Origin of the sequence: Aulosira sp. FACHB-615, assembly GCF_014698045.1 — a bacterium.
Classification (GTDB): Bacteria; Cyanobacteriota; Cyanobacteriia; order Cyanobacteriales; family Nostocaceae; genus Nostoc_B.
The window spans coordinates 66969-86774 of record NZ_JACJSE010000027.1 but is presented as its reverse complement, the minus strand read 5'-3'; the positions used below and the strand labels follow the sequence as shown (position 1 = coordinate 86774).

Genomic DNA, 19806 nt, shown 5'->3' with positions numbered 1-19806 from the left:
GTGAGGTAACTCCTTCAAGCAAGTCAACTCGTGGAAAGAGGAAACCCAAGAAGTGATTCTTGGAATCCCCCACTATATTCGGTACCCCGAATTAGTGGTGGGAGGATGTCAATATAGCTCTCACGTATGGGTGTGGGGAGTGTGGGGAGTGTGGGGAGTGTGGGGGGTGTGGGGAGTGTGGGGGGTGTGGGGAGTGTGGGGAGTGTGGGGAGTGTGGGGGGAAAGATTTCTTCACCATCCTCCCATCCCTACCCTTGAAAGTCCCCCTTGTCTCCCTCATCTCCCTTGTCTACTTTGTCTCCCTCGTCTCTCTAGCATCATTCCCAAGGCTTCTTTCCTACTCCCTATCAAAAGATTAACGACATACTTCAGGTAAAATTGCATCCTCAAGATTAGCGCCGATAAGATTTGCGCCGCGCAGTTTAGTACCGATGAGATTAGCACCAGTTAAATTAGCACCAGCCAAGTTTGCGCCTTGCAGATTTGCCCAGCTTAAGTTTGCACCTGTTAAATCAGCTTCACTGAGGTTAGCTTGCAACATATAGGCACTAACTAAGTAAGCATGACTGAGATTCGCATTATGTAAATCTGTTTTGTACAGATAAGCCCCAATTAAATCTGCTTTGTAGAGGTTGGCTTTACTGAGATCGGCTGCAATTAAGTTGGCTTCAATCAAGTTAGCGTAGGCGAGGTTAGCGCGGATGAGTTTGGCTGCACCCAAATCAGCACTTTTGAGGTTAGCATCTTTGAGGTCTGTGCCGATTAGGATAGCATGGGCGATCGCAGCTTCTTTCAAATTTGCTTCACTTAAATCCGCACCAATCAAGTTGGCATGACTCAAATTTGCCTGGGTTAGCGTTGCACCCTTTAAGTTAGCCACACTTAAGTTAGCACCACTTAAGTTGGCTTCAATGAGCTTGGTTTGTTCCAGATTTGCGCCACTAAAATCTGCACCGTTCAGATTTGCACGTACCAGTAAAGCCTGACTCAAATCTGCTTTGGTCAAGTTGACTTGAGAAAGATTTGCGCCTCTGAGGTTATCTTTTTGTAAGTTCGCAGCACTGAGGTCTGGTTGAATTTGCGGATTTTTCTGTCTCCATTCGCTCCAGGTAACTGCACCGGCTCTCAGTAAAACCAGATGCTCTTGATTTGCCATTTTCTCTCCTTTACTCCTGGCGGCCACTATTGGGATTTGTCCGACCAGCTACACTTTCAATTGCGGTTAACGCTCCCCTCGCTCCTGCTAGAATATCTTGTTCTTGTCCACCTAAATACAACCTGCCAAAACTTCCTACAGCTTGTACCTCTAAAATATTAATCGCCGCCGCTTTTTCGGCTTCGTTAGCGGCTAATGCAGCATAAGCAGCAGGTTCCACTTCTAAGACATATAAAGTTTGTCCCGCTAATAGCAATTGTCCGCGACGGGTACGATTGATTAGTTGTGTTTGGTAAGCGTCAATATTACGGATAATTTGACTAGACACAACACGCGGTTTGAGACATTCTTCACGCTTAACTCCTAACAAATCCAAAATGGCTTGACCTGCGGTGCGTGTTTCTCCTTGGGAACCAGAATGAACTTCTAATAAACCGTATAATCGCTCAACTACTTGGACTCCGGGACGAACAGAGGCAGATTTTAAGGCGACATCAGTAATTTTATTGATTTCAATCCCAGGAGAAATTTCAATCCACAATGATGTGTCTCCTGGTAAGGGTAAGAAACCTTGAGCTACTGTTCCCATATAAGCTGCGTGTTGCGGCTGCAAGCTGTCAAGAAATACGAAACTGCGTAGTTCTATACCCAAGGTTCTGCTCTCCAGTCATGAAGTAAAGTTTACATATTGCAATAATATGCCGTAACTTTAAACTACCATAAGCTACAGTCAATCTTTTATGTACTGAGTAGTGAACAATGACAGATGCGTTAGGATGGCGAAAAAAATTTGGCGTGCTTGCGCCTAGTACAAATACGATTGTCGAACCTGATTTTCATACAATGGCTGTGCCTGGGGTAACTTCTCATACATCGCGGATTTATCTGAGGAACCAGGATTTGAGTAGTGATGAAAAGATGGTACAGCTTTTGGAGGCGATCGCCCAAGAAATGTTTTCGGCAATTGATCGGGTGATGACTGCGGGTGTCGATTACCTAATTATGGCGATGAGTGCGGAAACTTTTTGGGAAGGTAAAACAGGCAACATCGAGTTTATCAAGCGAGTTGAAGATTATGCTGGTATCAAGGTGGCTTCTTGTGCTTCGGCATATCAGGTAGCACTGACAGCCTTGCAAGTAAAGAAAATCGCTGTCATTACCCCTTACCAAGCTGTAGCTGATGAAAGAATCCGCCGCTTTTTTAGTGACATTGGTATAGAAGTTGTTCGCCTTAAAAGTCTCCGTTGTCCTACGGCTATTTCCATTGCAGAGGTATCTGAAAATACTTTAAGAATACATCTTCAGGAACTTGATGGCGATGATGTAGAGGCAATTGTACAGATGGGGACTAATTTAAGTATGCTCCGATTGGCGGATGAAATGGAGCGAGCGATCGCTAAACCAGTAATTGCTGTCAACGCCGCTACTTGGTGGTACGCCCTACGCCAAAATGACATTCACGATCAAGTTTATGGCTGTGGTAGACTCTTGCGAGAATTTTAATCTAATACAGTTCCGTCTTTTTATATTTTCTCAGGCTTTCTCCAAATCGTAATACTTTTACGCAGTGATTCTTTACCAAATCGCTTCATTTGTTGACTACTATTGCCCTTCCGTTGGGGTAAAACATATATTTTTTCTGGGACAAAACCAATAGCCTCAGCTATTTCAGTACACAGCATATCAACAGGTATAATTTCTCCACCATAGCGTACATTGTCATTAACAAAAGCAACGTAAGCACCTTTTTTACAAGTTCTAAATATCTCAGCAAATAAAAAAGTTAATTCATAAAAATAACCTTCTACCATAGACAATATACCGGGGTTATTAATTTCTCCACGTTCCTGTCTAACTTTTAAAGCCGAATTGACTTCTTGAAAAACACTATTACCTGTAATAATTTTGCAAATTGCTTTAAAGTTATCTATTCTACCTATATCTTGATAAATTTGTTCAAGTTTATCTAATTTAGAGCGATTTTCAACAGTACAGCATAGCTGATTTTGTCTGAGTTTACGAATATCCAAATCATCTGTGCCTAAATATGCCAGTTCCAAAGCATAAGTTCTTGTATAATCATATCTATTGCAATAGGGTGGTGACGTAATTACACCAGAGAATTGCTCACTTTCATACTTTGGCAAATTTTCAAGCACACTACCATTTATCACATTCTGAAAACTGTCACTTGGTAAAGTGTATTTTAGTGATTTTATATCCAGAATTACTTTTTTAAATATCCGCAGTAAAGCTTCTTTAACGGTTGGTATTGCTCCTTTATCAAACTGCTTGACAGGTATTTTATCTTGAGCAATTCTTACTTGATTTCTCTGTTGAACTTTCTGAGAGCGATAATCCCATCTTAAATATTGACCATCCTTTCTTGTGTAACTAACTTCTTCTAAAACGCTAGTTATTAACAGTTGATATAAAACTTTTGTTTGTTTTGATACTTTTTGAGTATTAATCCAATTAGTGAAGAACATTAAATCATTTTCTGTTGCTTGAGAAAACGCATCTCTAGTAATAGTGATATGAGGGAAAGCAAATTCTGTTTTAGTAGGTATAGTGTTGCTCAATTTCTCAAATAGATGAGTTAATTCTTCAATATCGTAGTCTTCAAGATAAGATTTAGCTTCCCACATTAAATGGCATACAGGAAGTATTTCAAAACCTAAAGCATTAATTCCTAAAGCTTTGCATACCAGTAAAGTTGTGCCAGAACCACAAAAAGGTTCTAGTATTGTATCTTTCTGTTTAATCCCAAATTGTTTGATTAAAGTTTCAACTAATTTAAATGAAAATCCTTCCTTATATCGAATCCACCCATGAGCAATTTCTCCTTTATTTCCCTGGTAACTTACTAACTGACGATTAAACTCATCAGTTTCTTCTAGAAGTTCAGAATATCGTTCTTCTAAATCAAGTCTAGCTGAATCATTACAAACCTGTTCATGAGAAAAATTGATTACTTTTAAGTTAGAATCAAACTCAAGTGAAAGACTCAATTTTTCTACTTTTTTTTTTGAATTTGTTCAGAATTGCTCTGTTGAATATTATGAGTTTCTATATTGATGTCTATATACTTAAGTACATTAGCAGCAAAACGATATCTCGTTTCTTCACTAGTAACAATTTGTGTTAAATTATAAACATGATTAACAGCTTCATCATTTTGTAAACGTCGATGAACTTCATCAGTTATACAGCTTGCGAGAAGTATTGTAACTACATTAGAGTTAATTCTTCTAGCTTCTTCAAAACTCTTTTTAGCAGCACCATATCTCTCTAACGCACCTGCTGTATCTTTTCCACCCTTTACCTCAATAACTGCAACTGCTTCACCAGCAGAATTTAATAGCGATAAGTCAGGTTCACTAGAAAACAGAATACTAGTTTGATTGTTCAGACGCACGCCAGAAAGTAAATCGACTTTATCCACTAAATCTTCTAAATATTCAGCATCTAACCTCGAAGAACCATCTTTGAGAATTGCAGCAACAATATAATTTTCCTCCAGTAGAGAGCGAATCAGAATTCGTCTTGTTAATAATTCTGCTTCTTCTCCAATTTTATTTAACCAAGAACCATTAATTTGTGCGCCAGCAGACGCATACATTAACGCCTGCATATCAGTCTGACTATATTCATTAGTGCTTTCAATAATTAGGCTTGAATGCGAATTGTAAAGTTGGCAGAGGATTAATGCTTTATCTTGGGATAACTTTCCCTTTCCTTCTTCGATAGAATCAATGCTGGAAAAAGCTAATTTTTTAGCAGCTTTCTGTGGAAGAACTGCAACACTTCGATAGTAGCTAGAAAGTTTTGGTTGTTCTTGAAGCACTCTAGGGTGAGCAAATACAGAAATTTTAGGGATACCACTATGTTCCAAAATATTCCAAGCAGTTTCAGAAATTCCCCAGTTGTGTCTAGATTCCCAATTAAAGTTATCTGACAGTTCGATTAATTTGTCAATTTCAGTTAAGAAGCTATTAAAACCCAATTCATATAACTTTCTGTAAAAAAAGGTAGAGCGTAATCGATAGTCAATTTGCAGAGCTTCTTTTAATACTTCTTTATCCATTAGATTTATGATTAATCATTCAGTTGAAATTATGATCTCTGCCCAGAAGTAAATACTTCTATGTAAAACCTTTACTGACACCACATACAGCAATCTAGATATATGACTCATATTTGATTTTTGAACAGATATATAGTGGCGTGATTAGACTAAGATGTTGCATTAAAAAACCTATTTTATCCGCGTTCATACGTGTTCATCTGCGGTTAATTTTTCCCGTATAATGCACTATTTTAGCCTAGACAGGCCAATTTAATTCTCTAGCTTCCTAAATTAAAGATCAGGATGCTCCCGCAGTACAATATCCCGGACAAATTTACTGTAATCATCTTTCATCGCCAAATCCATATCAACTTTGATACGTCTTCTCATCGCCAAGACGTTTTCTCCCGTTTGGGGATTGGTTGCTTCCTTTTGATAGGATTCCCAATATAGTCCTATACCTCGTTTCTGCCAATTAGGTAAGTTATTAAAATTGATGTTTGCTTGTTGGTAAAGTAATTCATTTTTATCACTGACTGAAAGCCTATCAAGCTTTTCTGTAGCGGCTCCAGCACTTTCACCTGCTTTGCGTAGCATCCAGTAACAGTGAGCATTTAAGGCATTGCGATGAGCGTCTTCATTCCGCCAGCGAAAGTAATCGACTACTAGATTTAAGGTAGGAAGTTGTGACACTCGACAATCAAAAGCGGCAATGCTATTGAGTAGAAGTGAAAGCTTTGCACTTGCCTCTCCTGCCAAAATAGAGTTGAGTTTCCGCAATTTGCGACTAAAACTTTCCTCATCTCGGTGGAATAGAAGTGAGATTTCGTCACTTTGTGTATAGCCATAAATGATCCGGAATCCACAATTCATTAGGTGTTCTACTGTAGATACCATGTAATCTCGAAATTGAGCATCAAAGGGAGCTTCAAATTTGTGAGTTTCCTTTGTCAAGCGAGTAAAGTTACGTCCATCAATTCGAGCAACCATAAATAGCCCTGGCAATACGCATAAATCGTGGGCTGTTTCAAAAATTCTCAGTCTTGTGTCTAACTCTTCAAACTTCATCAAGCCACTCCTGTACAGCAAACTCTCCTTTTGGTATTAACCGAACATAATAGAGTTCGTCAAAACCTTCTTTATACCGAGGAAGTATCAGCCGTGAGTGTGTTCCTCTAATACCTTTATCTGGTACCTGCTGTTCCGGTTTGCGATTTTGATTACGTTGAATTGAATCGGCAATTTTTGATTCAAAATAATAGCCAGTAATCCGAAATCCTTGATTCTTGGCTAACAAAATGTAGCGTTCTCGCTCTTCAGGTGTAGGATTTATATTATCTATAACAAATGATTGACCAATTTCCAGACAAGTTTCTATCAATCGCTTTTCTCGGTGTCTAGTTTTGAGCATATCAAGGTTGATTCTGATGTGAGTATCAGAAAACCGTTGACTGTAGAAGGTTGATTTTCCGCTTGCCTGTATCCCAATAAAAATGATTAATTGCACTGTTAATTCAACGTTTAATCAAATCTCTAATCTATGTTTAATTTCTCCAGCTAAATCTGCTAGTGCTACTTCTATTTGTTCACCTGTTTGCAAATCTTTGAGTGATGATTTTTGGGCGGCGGCTTCATCAGCACCGATGATTACACAAAATCTAATTCCTTGTTTATCTGCGGCTTGGAATTGTTTACCTAATGGGCGTTTTTCAAAGTTGGTAATGACATTAATGCCTGCTTGGCGTAACTGTTGGGATACTTTTAAATAAGTCGGCATTAAATCTTCTTGCATATTGACTACTGCTACTTGCGCTGGTGTTGCAGGTAAAGTTTTTAAAATACCAGCTTTGAGTAATCTACTAATTAAACGAGTTAAGCCGATAGAAATACCAACTCCTGGCATTTTCTCGCCGATAAACATCCCCACTAATTCTTCATATCTGCCGCCAGAACAAATACTACCTAAAGCTTCATGGCCGATGAGAGTTGTTTCGTAGACTGTGCCTGTATAGTAATTTAAACCACGGGCAATAGACAAATCAATACAAAAACGTTTATCGGCAACTCCCAAGTTACGCACACCTGTAATTACTGTTTCTAATTCTGTAACGCCTAAACTAAATTGCTCGGCTGTTGGTAAGTTTTGTGAGAGGTGTTTAAGTTTATCTAATACTTCATCAACATTGCCATCAATTTTGATAAAATCAATAATCTTCTGTGTATTTTCTGCTGATATACCTTCTTTTTCTAATTCTTGTTTGACTTTCGTTTCGCCAATTTTTTCTAGATTATCAATAATACTAATACAGGTTTTAATTTGAGTTTCGGCAATGCCTAATGACTGGAAAAAGCCAGTTAATATTTTGCGGTTATTGATGCGAATTAAAAAGTCACCAATGTTAACTGCTTCAAATATCTCGGTGATAATTGCTGGCATTTGCGCGTCATATAATAAGCTGAGTTCCCGCCGTGCAATTACATCGATATCACATTGACGAAATTGTCGGAAACGTCCATCTTTGGCGCGTTCTCCCCGAAATACTACATCCATTTGATAACGGGCAAATGGGAAAGTTAATTCATTTAAGTGACGGGCAATATAGGCTGCTAAGGGAACAGTTTGGTCAAATTTTAAAGCCCGTGCTTCTGAACCAGTTTCGCCTGCTTTATCTCTTTCGGCTTGGCGATTAGGCGGTAAAATTGGGTCAATACCATAAATAATATTGTCGCCTTGATTACCCTTAGCTTGTAATACTTCTAACCTTTCAACGGCTGGGGTTTCTATGGGGGTAAATCCATAGCTTTCATACACTCTACGGATGGTATCTAGTAAATATAATTCCAAGCGTTTTTCACTAGGTAAAAATTCTGGGAAACCGCTAGGAGTAGAAAAGTTAATTTTGTCAGTTTTGGCCATTTGTGTAATCTATTTAAATTTAAATATAATGGACTATCTATTATGTCATAAAATAGTGCGTTAACGTAGTGTAACGCACCTTAGAGTTTATTTTAAAATTTGTTCGTTGTGTTTATTGGCTCTTCCAGATCCCCCCAATCCCCCTAAAAAAGGGGGGCTAAGAGTTTCTTCAAGTCCCCCTTTTTAAGGGGGATTTAGGGGGATCGAAAATGTTTGACTACCAACAATAGGACTTTTAAAACATCCTCTTAGCTAGAAACTATTTTTGACTTTTTAAATGACTATCTAACTCTTTGTTCTTGAATAAGGGTACGTTGATAAATTTGATGATTTTTAAACCAATGCCATGTGCGGGCGCGATGATTATTATCGGGGCTGATTTGAATCATTTCGTACAAATATGCGGCTGGAACTGTCTTATAAGAAAACCACAAAATTAAAGTAGAATCGTCTATTTCCCAGGATTTGCCTTCAATCCGTTCTGTATCAAAGTAGAGAATCTTATCACGATAGGTTCCGGGAAATTTATGTTCTTCTTGTTTACCGTCAGCCCAAGTATAGCGATTAATTTGGTAGTAAGAATAAGGACTATCATCGGGAAATTGACAGCTTAAATGAGATTCATGTTTATCTAAAATTTTGCCTTCCGTATCTACTAGTGTATAAGTTCCTACCCAATTGCCTTCATGACGGGCGAGTACTGGCATTTCTTCACGAATGTTAGACATGATGCAACTCCTATAAAATTGCGTGAATACTTATCGTTAAGATTAAGGTAGGAACTGAATATTAGCCAGCTATTGTTCAATCATTTTAAAGAAGCGGGTGAAGTAGTCAGGGAAAGTTTTGGCTGTACAACCGGGATCTTGAATTATAATTCCGGGAACCTTTAAGCCTGTGACAGCAAATGCCATTGCCATACGATGATCGTGATAAGTTTCAATAGCAGCTGGTGTAATGGGGCTGGGTTCGACTTTTAAGCCATCGGGGAATTCTTCAACCTTCACGCCTAAGCGACGCAATTCTGTCACTACAGCGCGAATACGTTCAGTTTCTTTGTAGCGGATATGTTCGACATTACGGATGGTAACGGGTGAATTGGCAAAAGGCGCGATCGCTCCTAATGTTTGTACAAGGTCAGATATATCATTCATATCAATATCGATACCCTGTAATTGTTCTGGCCCAGTCACTTCGATATAGTCATCAGCCTCACGCACTTGACAACCCATCTGTTCCAGCACATTCAGCCACAGAATATCACCTTGATAAGATTGCTTGGTTAAATACTTAACTCGCACCCGTCCACCAGTCACAGCAGCCGCAGCAAAAAAGTAAGACGCATTAGAAGCATCCGGTTCTATGGTGTAATGTCGCGGTTGGTAACGCTGTCCCGCTTTGATATGAAATTGATTGTCGCCAACTTGATTCACCCCTACGCCAAAATCTGACATGAGGCGACAAGTCATTTTTACGTAAGATTGGGAAACTAATGTGCCTTCCACTTCAATAATTGTGTCTTGTTGAGCATAAGGCGCAATCATCAGCAAAGCTGAAAGTTGCTGACTAGTTTGATTGGCTTTGATGCGAATATGTCCACCAGCAAATTGCTGACCGTAAATAGTGTAGGGCATATAACCAGCGTTGCCCTCAAAGTTAACAATTGTTCCGCCTGCTTGGAACACTGTCAACATATCGCCCATTGGCCTTTCCCGCATTCTGGGTACACCATCTAAGCGATATTCTCCGTTACCGAGTACCACCAAAGCTGATATAAACCGTGCGGCTGTACCTGCTAAACCGACAAATAAATCCGCCTGGGTTGCGGGAATTTCCCCACCTTTCCCTAACACCTGCATCTGTGCTAATTCAGGATTTAAGGTGATGGGAATGCCCAAATTTTCGACACATTTGGCAAAATATTCACTGTCTTCACTAAATAAGGCATTTTCTAAAATTGAGTCGCCTTGTGCCAAAGCAGCAACAAGTAACGCCCGATTAGTAATACTTTTAGAACCAGGAATTTCTACCGTGGCATCCACTGGGCGATCGAGAGCAGGTATAGCAATGGTATCCACGTTAAACCTCTAGATGGTCAGCTACAACTTAAATATTACGTGAGTTCGAGGGATTAAGAAATATGGGGAGTGTACTTCGGCTGCGCTCAGTAACCTGGGAGTTGGGAGTAGTATAGGTTTTTGATCATCATGCTGGACATAAGACAAAAAGGAAAGGAGAGATAAGGCGCATAAATTTTATCAATTCCCTTGTTAAGAAGAAAGAGTGAGATTTACATTCTTGATTTTTGAGACTTTATGACTGCGATTTTATCTTTGACCGCCAATTCCCTAGAACTTGAAACATCACTTTTGACCGTCTTACAGATGGCAATTTCATTAAGTCAATCTAGATTACAAAGCTTTGCTAATGACACTGAATTTGCCTCTAAAATTGCATTAGCTTTTCACCCCAACTCTGAAACTGATAGCTTAAAGACAAGCTGGATAAATGGTGACTTTCGTGGATTTCCACTTTTAGAAATTCACTATCAATCTGAACTAAATGGAGCGATTGGTGCTTACAGTGCAGAAACAGGCATCATTTATCTAGCTTATGAGTATTTACAGCAAATCAGCAATATTCAATGGTTAGCTGGGTTGATTTTAGAGGAATATGGCCATTATATAGACAGGGTTTTAAATGGTAGCAATGATAGTGATGGAGATGAAGGACGCATCTTCTCAGCATTGGTGATGGAGGAGAGTCTGTCAGAGACAGAGTTAAAGCAGTTGAAGGCAGAAAATGATCAAGCAGTCATTAGCCTGAATGGGGTAAGCATTGCTGTAGAAATGGCAAGTTTAGTAGGAAATGAAGAGCCTAACATCATTATAGGAACGGCTGGAGATGATTACATTGAAGGGCTTGGTGGGAATGACACCCTTGATGGTGGAGGTGGAAACGATGTTGTCGGTGGTGGAGAAGGAAGTGATTTAATAATTGGCGGTGCAGGCAATGATGTTTTGTACGGTGGTGCTGGTGATGGAAGTGATATTTTACAAGGGGGTGAAGGAAACGATGATTTAGATGGTGCGGGAGGAAGTGATTTCTTACAAGGGGGTGGAGGAAATGACACCCTAAAAGGTGGTATAGGAGATAGCCTAGATGGGGGAGAAGGTCTAGATAATCTCATTCTGTATTTACAGAATACAACCAACAATTGGACATTAAACTTGACCGCTACCAGTGTCAACTTAACTGGAGACATTAATACCACTGTTAAAGATTTAGAGCGAATCAGTCAAATTTATACAGGCAGTGGCAATGATATCTTCAATGTCACAAATTATATCTTTGGCGGTACTATTGATGGTGGTGCGGGAATCGATATTTTATACGCAGACTATAGCACAGCAACTGGTTCTACAATTGGTGTTAATAATCTAGGTATTGGCAGTATTTCTACTTATATTTATCCTCTTTATAGTGGAGGTAGTCATCTTTTCTTTTACTACCTCAACTTCGAGGGACTGAATATTGTGGGAACGCCCTACAAAGATTTTCTTGCTGGTGATAACAGTAATGATACTTTTCAAGGAGGTGCAGGCGATGACAGTCTCTATGGAAACGGTGGCAATGATAGTCTAACGGGGGATACTGGCAATGATATCCTTGATGGTGGGCTGGGTAACGATACCATGATCGGGGGATTGGGGGATGATAGCTATTATGTTGACGACGTTGGAGATCAAATTTATGAAAACCTCAACGAAGGTACAGATATAGTTTACTCCTCTATTTCTTACACCTTAAGCGATCATCTGGAAAACTTGACGTTAACAAATGCCAGTAACATTAATGGAACAGGAAACAGCCTGAATAACCAGATCACAGGTAGTAGCGGTAATAACATTCTCGATGGAAAAGCCGGAAGTGATACCCTCAGAGGAGGTGCTGGCAATGACACTTATGTTGTCGATAATGTTGGGGATGTAGTCATAGAAATTAGGAATCAAGGTATAGATACAGTTATAGCTTCCATTAGTTATACCTTGGGAAGTACCGTAGAAAATCTTACTTTAGTAGGTACAGCTAACATCAACGGCACAGGAAGTTTTTCCGATAACATTCTCATAGGCAATAGTGGCAATAATACCCTTACTGGTTATGCCGGTAATGACACACTTGACGGAGGTGTGGGAGTTGATACATTGCTGGGCGGTTTAGGTGATGATATTTACATCGTTGATGATGTTGGTGATGTAGTTACAGAAAATCTCAACGAAGGCACAGATACGGTTATAGCTACCGTTAACTACATCTTAGGAAATAATCTAGAAAATCTTACGTTAGCTGGTACAGCCAACATCAACGGCACTGGAAACGCTCTCAATAACAGTATCACTGGGAATAGTGGCAATAATACCCTTACTGGTTATGCTGGTAATGATATCCTTTCGGGGGGAACAGGAAATGATTTCCTGTTGGGTGGTCAAGGCAACGACCAACTTACAGGCGGTGAAGGGGTAGACTTTTTCGGCTTTAGTGGGGTGGCTAACTTTAGTGATTTAGGTATAGATACCATAACCGACTTTACAAAAGGCAGCGATCTCATCCTGTTATCACATAGTTTATTTAATTCATTAACCATGAGTAATAGCATTATTAGCAGTGAATTTGCCACAATTACTGCCGATAGTGCGACTGAAGTCGCTCTGGCAGGAGGTAGCAGTGCTTTCCTTGTTTACAATACTTCTACCGGCAATCTTTTCTATAATGCTGATGGCGCAGTTGCTGGATTAGGAACTGGAGGACAATTTGCGGTTCTGAGCAATAAACCTGTGTTGGATAGCAGTGATTTCTCATTCCTAGATTTTGCCTAAAAAATCGGGTTTGAAAAATTGGACTGTTATCTAAAAAAATCACGCGATGTGCGACTTATTCTTGAAACCCCTCTCCAAACCTCTCCCCGAAACGGAGAGAGGCTTTGAATCTTGCTCCCCTTCCCTGGTAGGGAAGGGTTTGGGGGTTAGGTTTGAGAGAAAGTCGCACACGGCGTAAAATCAATAAAAAATATGGTGCGTTGTCGCAAAAGACAACGCACCACACAGATTTAATTATTTAATTCAACACAGATTGCATCAATGGTTTATCGGGTGAGACATTTCCTGAACGTAACCATTCTGACAGGTCTTCGGGGGCTTTGGCTTGTTTGAGGCGATCGCGCAAGTCTGTACCTTCGAGAATTTCTCTTTGCAGTAGTTCTTGGGCGGTTTCTTCTAACAAGTCGCGGTTTTGTTGCAAAATACTCAAGGCAATATGATGAGCGTTATCTACTATCTGCTTAACTTCGTTGTCGATTTCTTGGGCGACTTGGGGACTAATAGAACGGCGGGCGTTACCGTAACCATCCAGAAACTGCTGTTGGGTTTTCTCAAAGGCGACTGGCCCTAATTTATCGCTCATCCCATATAAGGTAACGTAACGTTCGGCTAAGTCGGTGGCTTTTTGAATATCGTCACTCGCGCCTGTGGAAACTTTGCCAAACACGACTTCTTCGGCGGAACGTCCACCCAGTAAGGTAGCAATGCGACCGCGAATTTCATCTTCAATCATCAAGAAGCGGTCTTCTTCAGGCATTTGGATGGTATAGCCCAACGCACCTACACCACGGGGAACTACGGAGATTTTCTCAACTTTACCCGCCCCAGGCATCAACGCACCGATGATGGCGTGACCAACTTCGTGATAAGCGACGGTCTTCTTCTCGGTTTCGTTCAGCACACGGGAGCGTTTTTCTAAACCTGCAACTACCCGTTCGATCGCTTCGTTGAAATCTGCCATAATCACGGCTGGGCGATTTTGCCTTGCGGCTAACAATGCGGCTTCATTGACGAGGTTGGCTAAGTCTGCACCAGCAAAACCAGGAGTTCTAATGGCGATGGTGGCGAGGTTGACATCATCCGCCAGTTTAACGTTACGTGCATGAACTTTGAGAATTGCTTCTCGACCAATTTTATCAGGGCGATCGACCACTACTTGACGGTCAAAACGACCAGGACGGCGTAAGGCTGGGTCTAGGACTTCGGGACGGTTGGTGGCGGCGATGATAATTACCCCGGTGTTGGCATCAAAACCATCCATTTCGGTGAGTAATTGGTTGAGGGTTTGTTCCCGTTCATCGTTACCGCCGACAAAGCCACCTGCACCACCGCGAGATTTACCCAATGCGTCTAATTCATCGATGAAGACAATACAAGGTGCTTGTTTTTTGGCTTGTTCAAACAAGTCGCGCACTCGCGCCGCACCGACACCAACGAATAATTCGATAAATTCGGAACCAGAGATGCTGAAGAAGGGAACCCCCGCTTCCCCAGCGATCGCTTTTGCTAGTAATGTTTTACCTGTACCTGGAGGCCCGACTAACAACACACCTTTAGGAATTTTCGCGCCTAAGTTGGTGTATTTGGTCGCATTCTTCAGGAAATCGACAATTTCTTCGAGTTCGACTTTGGCTTCATCTACTCCAGCCACATCAGGGAATTTTACCCCAGTGCTACCTTCAGAATAAATCCGGGCTTTGCTTTTACCAACAGTGAGTGCAGCCGGGCCACCACCTTGGCGATTAATTAAAAAGCCCCAAATCCCAAAGAATATTAATGGTGGCGCAACCCAACTCAAAAGAGTTCCTATCCAAGCATTTTGGTCTGGGAGTGGTGCAGCAAACTCAACCTTATTCTCGCGCAGAATCTTCGGTAAATCTAAATCTAGGGCTACAGGCGTGGTGGCAAATACCTGTTCAGTCGTTTTGCCATCGGGGGTTTGTGCTTTAATAGTGTATTCAATGCGATCGCCTCCCACTACAGCACGGTCTACTTTACCTTGCTGAACTAGTGCCACAAAGTCACTATAAGGCACTTGTGGCAATCGTGGCCCAAAGAAACTAGGAACAATAAAATTAAGCAGTAATAACAGAGTCAGTAGTATTAGTAAGCTACCACCAAACTGCCTCACTCTTGGCGGTTTGATAGGATTTTGGTTATTTTTTTCTACAGGCATTTTGATTTATCCTTAATTAATTTTTTGCCAAAAGTCCAGCGTCAATATTTTTTCTTTTTACTTTTGCCTTTTGACTTTTGCCTTGTTCTACTAGCCTCTAGTTTGTGTACTTATGTGAATATTGTAGAGAGTCTGCCTTTGAGCTTATATTCGGGTATACCCTACAGAAAAAGGTGAATTGCCGTACTGCTATGCCAAACCAGTTAATTTTTATTGCCAAACTGCTTGTACTGTCAGCTTTGTTATCTGCGGCGATTAAGTATATTTTGCCAAGTGTGCCACTTCCGGCGACAACTGCCAATGCCTTAATTTTAGTGTTGTCACCGACTGTAATTATAGCGATCGCTTTATTCTGGCGATTTCAAACAAAAACAAATTTAACTTAAATCGTCTAGGCGTTATTGCTAAAATCAGCTAACCTAACTGCATCACCAACAGCCGGGAGTTAACCTGTGAATCTTGGTCAATGGATCGGTTTAATCGCCATAATTCTTTCTTTATACATTTTGTGGCAAATCAAAGAAGTTTTGTTGCTGATGTTTGCCGCCGTAGTGTTAGCCAGTACTTTAAATCGGTTAGCCAAACGTTTCCAAAACTTAGGAATTAAGCGCGGTTTTGCTGTCATCATTTCAGTGGCTCTCTTTTTTGCTGCGGTGGTGGGTTTTTTCTTGTTGATTGTGCCACCTTTTGCCCAACAATTTCATGAGTTAACTTACCGGGTTCCCCAAGGTTTAGAACGCTTTAATAGTTGGCTGGATGAAATGAAAACCAGGGTTCCTAGCCAATTAGTCCCCTACATACCCGATCTCAACAGTTTAATTCAGCAGGCACAGCCTTTTATTAATCGTGTTTTGGGAAGTTCCTTTGCCTTTGTCTCCAGTTCTTTAGAAGTTGTTCTAAAGGTTTTGTTGGTGCTGGTGTGGACAGGAATGCTGTTAGCTGATCCTGTAGCTTACCGCCGAGTTTTTATTCGCGTGTTTCCTTCTTTTTATCGCCGTCGGGTAGATGGCATTTTAGATAAATGCGAACTTTCACTGCAAGGATGGGTGACAGGTGCGCTGATTGCGATGGGTGTCGTCGGTTTGATGAGTGTGGTTGGCTTATCAGTTTTGGGTGTAAAAGCAGCCTTGGCTTTAGCTGTGTTGGCAGGATTTTTAAATTTAATACCCAATCTTGGCCCGACACTGAGTTTAGTCCCCGCAATGGCGATCGCTTTATTAGATGCTCCTTGGAAATCTGTTGCTGTTTTGATTCTCTACTTTTTTATTCAACAAACTGAAAGTAATTTTATTACACCTTATGTCATGGCACAACAAGTTTCATTGTTACCCGCCGTGACTTTAATTTCTCAACTATTTTTTGTGACATTCTTCGGCTTTTTAGGCTTATTTTTAGCTTTGCCTTTAACAGTTGTTGCTAAAATTTGGGTACAAGAAGTTTTAATCAAAGATGTATTAGACCAATGGGGAACTCACCACTCTAAAGAAACAGAGGTGGTGATAGTTTGTAACCCTCCTAATAATCATGATGAGTTGTATGAGGAAAATCCCCCTACTTCTGTAGATGAGAATTTGCCTCAAGAAGATTAATTTACCAGAATTTAATATTTCTCTGGTTGCCAATGAGGATTAGTGAGACTGGTCAGAATATGGTCTTGCCACTTGCCGTTAATTAATAAATAGTCTCTGGCATATCCTTCAACCACAAAGCCTAAACGTTTGAGGACATTGCCGCTACGTTGGTTATGTGGCATATAATTTGCCATAATGCGATGAAAATTTAAATCATCAAATACATATTGAATTGCGGCTTTTAATCCTTCTGTCATGTAGCCTTTACCTTGCTGATGTTCGGCTAGGCTATAACCTACATAACAAAAATGGGCGGCTCCCCGAATAAAATTATTAAAATTAATTGTACCAATAATAATTTTAGGATTTTTGCGAGGAAATATAAATAATTTTAAAGATTGGTCATGAATAAATTCTAAAAATGTATTTTCTAGTTGATATTGCCAATACTCTTCTGTAAAAAAACCATCCCCCCATTTAGGATAAAAAGGAGTTAGATAAGATTTGTTGTCTAAAAAATATTTTAGGATTTGGGGAATATCTTCTTTGATGGCAATGCGTAATAATAAGCGATCGCTAGTAATAATTGGCAATTCCGAGTGCATACAAACTTGACCGGCTTGATAACTGATGGCTACAGTATTTTATTCTGGCTGTTTGCGGTTGTGAGTACCAAACAGTAAAACTGTTATAACAAGATTTAGCAGAGTTAGCATTTTCGAGATTTTGTCTACCTTGTCTACTCTGTCTCCCTTGTCTCCCGTATTCAGAGATTATAAAAGAGCGATCGCCCTCCACCAGGTGATAAAATTCGGTAAATTAGGCGATCGCATTTTGAATATATTCAATTCTTTAATAGCTCAGAGCCAGTTGTAACTTCAGGTAGTCCACAAAATCTACAAGTTCTGTCTCCGAGAGATGGTAGCGTGATTTCTTGCCATATTTTTGCTGTAAATACTCTCTCCCTTGCTGGGGAGTCCAATTTAACTGTGATAAATATGCGTTGGTTTTAGCAATAAAATCAGCACGAATTTCTGCTGTAACTTCATTATTCAGTATTTCTCTTGTGTCTGAAGTTACAGTTTTTGTACCGTTAATTTTCAGACTTACTTGTTTTCCTAAAACTTGCCAGTCTATTTCCTTATGTCCATCCCAACTTACGCCTACAGAGCGATAAGTCACTGGATGATAAATTGTACAAAATACTATGGCTTTTTCCCCTGGACTCACCGCAATTGTTAGTGGCTGAAGCAATTGTTCATAGCTTAAGGCCTCAAGTGAGAGCAGTAAACCCTTGGAGAAATAAGACTCACTTCCTGAACGAATAATATAAGGCTTATCTGCCAAAATATGTAAATCTGTTTTTTCACTTTTTCCCTGAGAAGTTTCTACTATTTTGTTAACTTCTATTTCCGTAATCACCCCTGTTAACGCTCTGTCATAAATGGGTATTTGTTTACCATCATCAGAAAGCATATACCAACAATGATCACTTTCTTTACTCACAAATACATACTGAGGTTTTGGGATAGAGCCGAACCCTAATTTAATGTCCATATTCTAGGAGAATATTTATGCAACTAAATTGTCAACAAGCAATTAGTTTTATAATTCCCTAGTTAGTTGGTTGATTAACAACCTTGCACCAAAAACAGATCCAAATATAGCAATCCTATTTGATGTGTAAAAATCGAGAGGCTCAGATCCCCGACTTCTTCAAGAAGTCGGGGATCTTTGAGTTTACGAATGATTTAGGACTGCTATAGGAATACGGTTTGATTCCTGAATCTAGTTGTGTAAGCAGGGAGTAGGGAATGGGGAGTAGAGAGTCGGAAAGACGGCTGATCTGGGCGTACTGATTTTTTTCAGAAATCAAATATGAGTCCTACATATCACAAGTCATGTTACTCAATCCTGTCCTTTCCTTTATATGGCTTCGATTTTTACGAGGTACAGCAACTGATTGAAAAAAGTAATGAATAATGAGTCAGAAATTGACTTATTACTCACTACTTACTACTCATTACTTAATTTCAAAAGTTCTGTAATAATAGTCTTCAGGCTAAACTTTCAGGTTCTACACCTAAAGCTCTTAATTGTTCAGCCAGCAATTGCATTTTTTGTTCTGTTTGGATACGTAGCTGACGCTCAAAATTTAATTGTGCTTCGATTTCGTAAATGCGTTCTTCGGGGGTGAGTATCTTTTGTCCTTCCTCGTTATACCAATACAACCATTCTCGTGCAAGACCTTGATATATTCCCCGTTCTAGACCAATTCCTAAACCAATTTCTGGTAGCCAAACCGGGTTTCCTGGTATTAAGAAATACTCCCCGTCCTGTAATTGATAAACTTCCAGAGGGGGCTTTTTCTTTCGCAGAGGTTTGTAGATAACGTAGTATAAAACACCCAATTCTTTAGCGTAAAATTCTTTTCTGGTACTGTATTCACCATGACTGATTTGAGAAACGACCTCTAGTGCTAAAACTGGTGGTTGTTTTTCTTCCCACATTACATAACTCAGGCGTAAGTCACCATCAATAAAGCGTTTAACCCCCACACTGAGAAACGCATCAGGCGCGATCGCAGCTTTTTTTGGGTCGTAATAAATTCCCATCTTTAAGCCAAAAAACCAATCCCAACGCTCAGACCACACAAAGGCGAGTGTCGATTTTAGCAAGCTGGGAATTAAATCTTGTAGTTCATTATCCACAGGTGTATCCTCTGAGTCTGGTAGCTCTTCGGAAGATGGCAAACAGTGTAACGGGTTGTAGTTTAACATGAGTGGTCTGAGTAGATGCGATTTCTAGAAAGATTTTAGAAAATAATGGAATTTTGATATATGTAGATATCGCAAAGTTTTCATATCTAAATTATTACTTTAGTTGTATATAGGACTCATATTTGATTTGGGAAAAAAATCAGTACACTCAGATCAGGCTTCTTTCCTACTCCCGACTCCCCATTCCCTATTCCCTACCTACACAAATAAATTCAGAAATCAAACCGGATTACTATAGCAGCCCTATAAAGCATTTC

Annotated in this window: 18 protein-coding genes; 5 read left to right on the top strand and 13 right to left on the bottom strand. The window is 40.0% G+C overall.

Annotated features, from left to right (window positions below):
• Positions 1 to 126: 126 nt before the first annotated feature.
• Entirely contained in the window at positions 127 to 258 is a 132-nt protein-coding gene (locus H6G77_RS36365) for a hypothetical protein (protein WP_277880674.1), read from the top strand.
• A 97-nt stretch (positions 259 to 355) separates the two neighbouring features.
• On the opposite strand, the gene H6G77_RS28055 is transcribed toward H6G77_RS36365, so the two are convergent.
• Both H6G77_RS28055 and H6G77_RS28050 read right to left on the bottom strand, forming a co-directional pair.
• Entirely contained in the window at positions 356 to 1156 is an 801-nt protein-coding gene (locus tag H6G77_RS28055; protein WP_190592582.1) for a pentapeptide repeat-containing protein, read from the bottom strand.
• Between the two features lie 10 nt (positions 1157 to 1166).
• The gene (locus H6G77_RS28050; protein ID WP_190592583.1) at positions 1167 to 1808 is read right to left on the bottom strand and encodes a hypothetical protein; all 642 of its coding nucleotides are present in this window, start codon (positions 1806 to 1808) and stop codon (positions 1167 to 1169) included.
• A 107-nt stretch (positions 1809 to 1915) separates the two neighbouring features.
• Here H6G77_RS28050 and H6G77_RS28045 point away from each other — a divergent pair, with 107 nt between their 5' ends.
• Positions 1916 to 2659, top strand: coding sequence for an arylmalonate decarboxylase (locus H6G77_RS28045; protein WP_190592584.1), 744 nt, complete (start codon positions 1916 to 1918; stop codon positions 2657 to 2659).
• A 20-nt stretch (positions 2660 to 2679) separates the two neighbouring features.
• Here the strand turns inward: H6G77_RS28045 and H6G77_RS28040 are convergent, their stop codons facing one another.
• From H6G77_RS28040 to aroA, 7 genes are all read right to left on the bottom strand, one after another.
• Positions 2680 to 4167, bottom strand: a complete 1488-nt coding sequence (locus H6G77_RS28040) for a DNA methyltransferase (RefSeq protein WP_190671826.1) — start codon at positions 4165 to 4167, stop codon at positions 2680 to 2682.
• A gap of 5 nt (positions 4168 to 4172) precedes the next feature.
• A complete protein-coding gene (locus tag H6G77_RS28035; RefSeq protein WP_190671823.1) occupies positions 4173 to 5243 on the bottom strand; it encodes an XcyI family restriction endonuclease in 1071 nt (356 codons plus the stop codon).
• 273 nt (positions 5244 to 5516) lie between these two features.
• Positions 5517 to 6293, bottom strand: a complete 777-nt coding sequence (locus H6G77_RS28030; RefSeq protein ID WP_190873290.1) for a tRNA(His) guanylyltransferase Thg1 family protein — start codon at positions 6291 to 6293, stop codon at positions 5517 to 5519.
• Positions 6283 to 6732 (bottom strand): ATP-binding protein, encoded by a 450-nt coding sequence (locus H6G77_RS28025; protein WP_190873289.1) that lies wholly within the window; start codon positions 6730 to 6732, stop codon positions 6283 to 6285. The genes H6G77_RS28030 and H6G77_RS28025 overlap by 11 nt, the downstream gene beginning before the upstream one ends.
• A gap of 18 nt (positions 6733 to 6750) precedes the next feature.
• Positions 6751 to 8142 (bottom strand): histidine--tRNA ligase, encoded by a 1392-nt coding sequence (gene hisS, locus H6G77_RS28020; protein WP_190873288.1) that lies wholly within the window; start codon positions 8140 to 8142, stop codon positions 6751 to 6753.
• A gap of 281 nt (positions 8143 to 8423) precedes the next feature.
• A complete protein-coding gene (locus H6G77_RS28015) occupies positions 8424 to 8870 on the bottom strand; it encodes a DUF3598 family protein (RefSeq protein ID WP_190592590.1) in 447 nt (148 codons plus the stop codon).
• 69 nt (positions 8871 to 8939) lie between these two features.
• On the bottom strand, positions 8940 to 10220 hold the full coding sequence (gene aroA / locus H6G77_RS28010; protein WP_190873287.1) for a 3-phosphoshikimate 1-carboxyvinyltransferase: 1281 nt from the start codon (positions 10218 to 10220) through the stop codon (positions 8940 to 8942).
• Between the two features lie 237 nt (positions 10221 to 10457).
• On the opposite strand from aroA, the gene H6G77_RS35915 reads away from it, so the two are divergent.
• Positions 10458 to 13022 (top strand): calcium-binding protein, encoded by a 2565-nt coding sequence (locus H6G77_RS35915; protein ID WP_277880672.1) that lies wholly within the window; start codon positions 10458 to 10460, stop codon positions 13020 to 13022.
• A 238-nt stretch (positions 13023 to 13260) separates the two neighbouring features.
• Here H6G77_RS35915 and ftsH read toward each other — a convergent pair whose 3' ends face one another.
• Complete coding sequence (ftsH, locus tag H6G77_RS27990; protein WP_190873286.1) at positions 13261 to 15198, bottom strand: ATP-dependent zinc metalloprotease FtsH; 1938 nt, start codon at positions 15196 to 15198, stop codon at positions 13261 to 13263.
• A 191-nt stretch (positions 15199 to 15389) separates the two neighbouring features.
• Between ftsH and H6G77_RS27985 the strand changes: the two genes are divergently transcribed.
• Both H6G77_RS27985 and H6G77_RS27980 read left to right on the top strand, forming a co-directional pair.
• Positions 15390 to 15584, top strand: coding sequence for a hypothetical protein (locus tag H6G77_RS27985; protein ID WP_190592593.1), 195 nt, complete (start codon positions 15390 to 15392; stop codon positions 15582 to 15584).
• 66 nt (positions 15585 to 15650) lie between these two features.
• The gene (locus H6G77_RS27980) at positions 15651 to 16787 is read left to right on the top strand and encodes an AI-2E family transporter (protein ID WP_190873285.1); all 1137 of its coding nucleotides are present in this window, start codon (positions 15651 to 15653) and stop codon (positions 16785 to 16787) included.
• An 11-nt stretch (positions 16788 to 16798) separates the two neighbouring features.
• Here H6G77_RS27980 and rimJ read toward each other — a convergent pair whose 3' ends face one another.
• From rimJ to H6G77_RS27965, 3 genes are all read right to left on the bottom strand, one after another.
• Positions 16799 to 17374 (bottom strand): ribosomal protein S5-alanine N-acetyltransferase, encoded by a 576-nt coding sequence (gene rimJ, locus H6G77_RS27975; RefSeq protein WP_190592595.1) that lies wholly within the window; start codon positions 17372 to 17374, stop codon positions 16799 to 16801.
• Positions 17375 to 17621: 247 nt separating this feature from the next.
• Positions 17622 to 18326: a hypothetical protein gene (locus H6G77_RS27970; RefSeq protein ID WP_190873284.1), complete on the bottom strand. Its 705-nt coding sequence runs from the start codon at positions 18324 to 18326 to the stop codon at positions 17622 to 17624.
• A 500-nt stretch (positions 18327 to 18826) separates the two neighbouring features.
• Complete coding sequence (locus tag H6G77_RS27965) at positions 18827 to 19549, bottom strand: Uma2 family endonuclease (RefSeq protein WP_190592597.1); 723 nt, start codon at positions 19547 to 19549, stop codon at positions 18827 to 18829.
• Between the last annotated feature and the right edge of the window lie 257 nt (positions 19550 to 19806).

What these genes read in the sequence shown, in the direction of transcription:
- H6G77_RS28045 (WP_190592584.1), top strand. Translation starts at nt 1,916, where the DNA reads ATGACAGATGCGTTAGGATGGCGAAAAAAATTTGGCGTGCTTGCGCCT.
- H6G77_RS28030 (WP_190873290.1), bottom strand. Translation starts at nt 6,293, where the DNA reads ATGAAGTTTGAAGAGTTAGACACAAGACTGAGAATTTTTGAAACAGCC.
- H6G77_RS28035 (WP_190671823.1), bottom strand. Translation starts at nt 5,243, where the DNA reads ATGGATAAAGAAGTATTAAAAGAAGCTCTGCAAATTGACTATCGATTA.
- H6G77_RS27985 (WP_190592593.1), top strand. Translation starts at nt 15,390, where the DNA reads ATGCCAAACCAGTTAATTTTTATTGCCAAACTGCTTGTACTGTCAGCT.
- H6G77_RS28015 (WP_190592590.1), bottom strand. Translation starts at nt 8,870, where the DNA reads ATGTCTAACATTCGTGAAGAAATGCCAGTACTCGCCCGTCATGAAGGC.
- H6G77_RS36365 (WP_277880674.1), top strand. Translation starts at nt 127, where the DNA reads ATGGGTGTGGGGAGTGTGGGGAGTGTGGGGAGTGTGGGGGGTGTGGGG.
- rimJ (WP_190592595.1), bottom strand. Translation starts at nt 17,374, where the DNA reads ATGCACTCGGAATTGCCAATTATTACTAGCGATCGCTTATTATTACGC.
- H6G77_RS27970 (WP_190873284.1), bottom strand. Translation starts at nt 18,326, where the DNA reads ATGGACATTAAATTAGGGTTCGGCTCTATCCCAAAACCTCAGTATGTA.
- H6G77_RS27965 (WP_190592597.1), bottom strand. Translation starts at nt 19,549, where the DNA reads ATGTTAAACTACAACCCGTTACACTGTTTGCCATCTTCCGAAGAGCTA.
- H6G77_RS28055 (WP_190592582.1), bottom strand. Translation starts at nt 1,156, where the DNA reads ATGGCAAATCAAGAGCATCTGGTTTTACTGAGAGCCGGTGCAGTTACC.
- hisS (WP_190873288.1), bottom strand. Translation starts at nt 8,142, where the DNA reads ATGGCCAAAACTGACAAAATTAACTTTTCTACTCCTAGCGGTTTCCCA.
- H6G77_RS35915 (WP_277880672.1), top strand. Translation starts at nt 10,458, where the DNA reads ATGACTGCGATTTTATCTTTGACCGCCAATTCCCTAGAACTTGAAACA.
- ftsH (WP_190873286.1), bottom strand. Translation starts at nt 15,198, where the DNA reads ATGCCTGTAGAAAAAAATAACCAAAATCCTATCAAACCGCCAAGAGTG.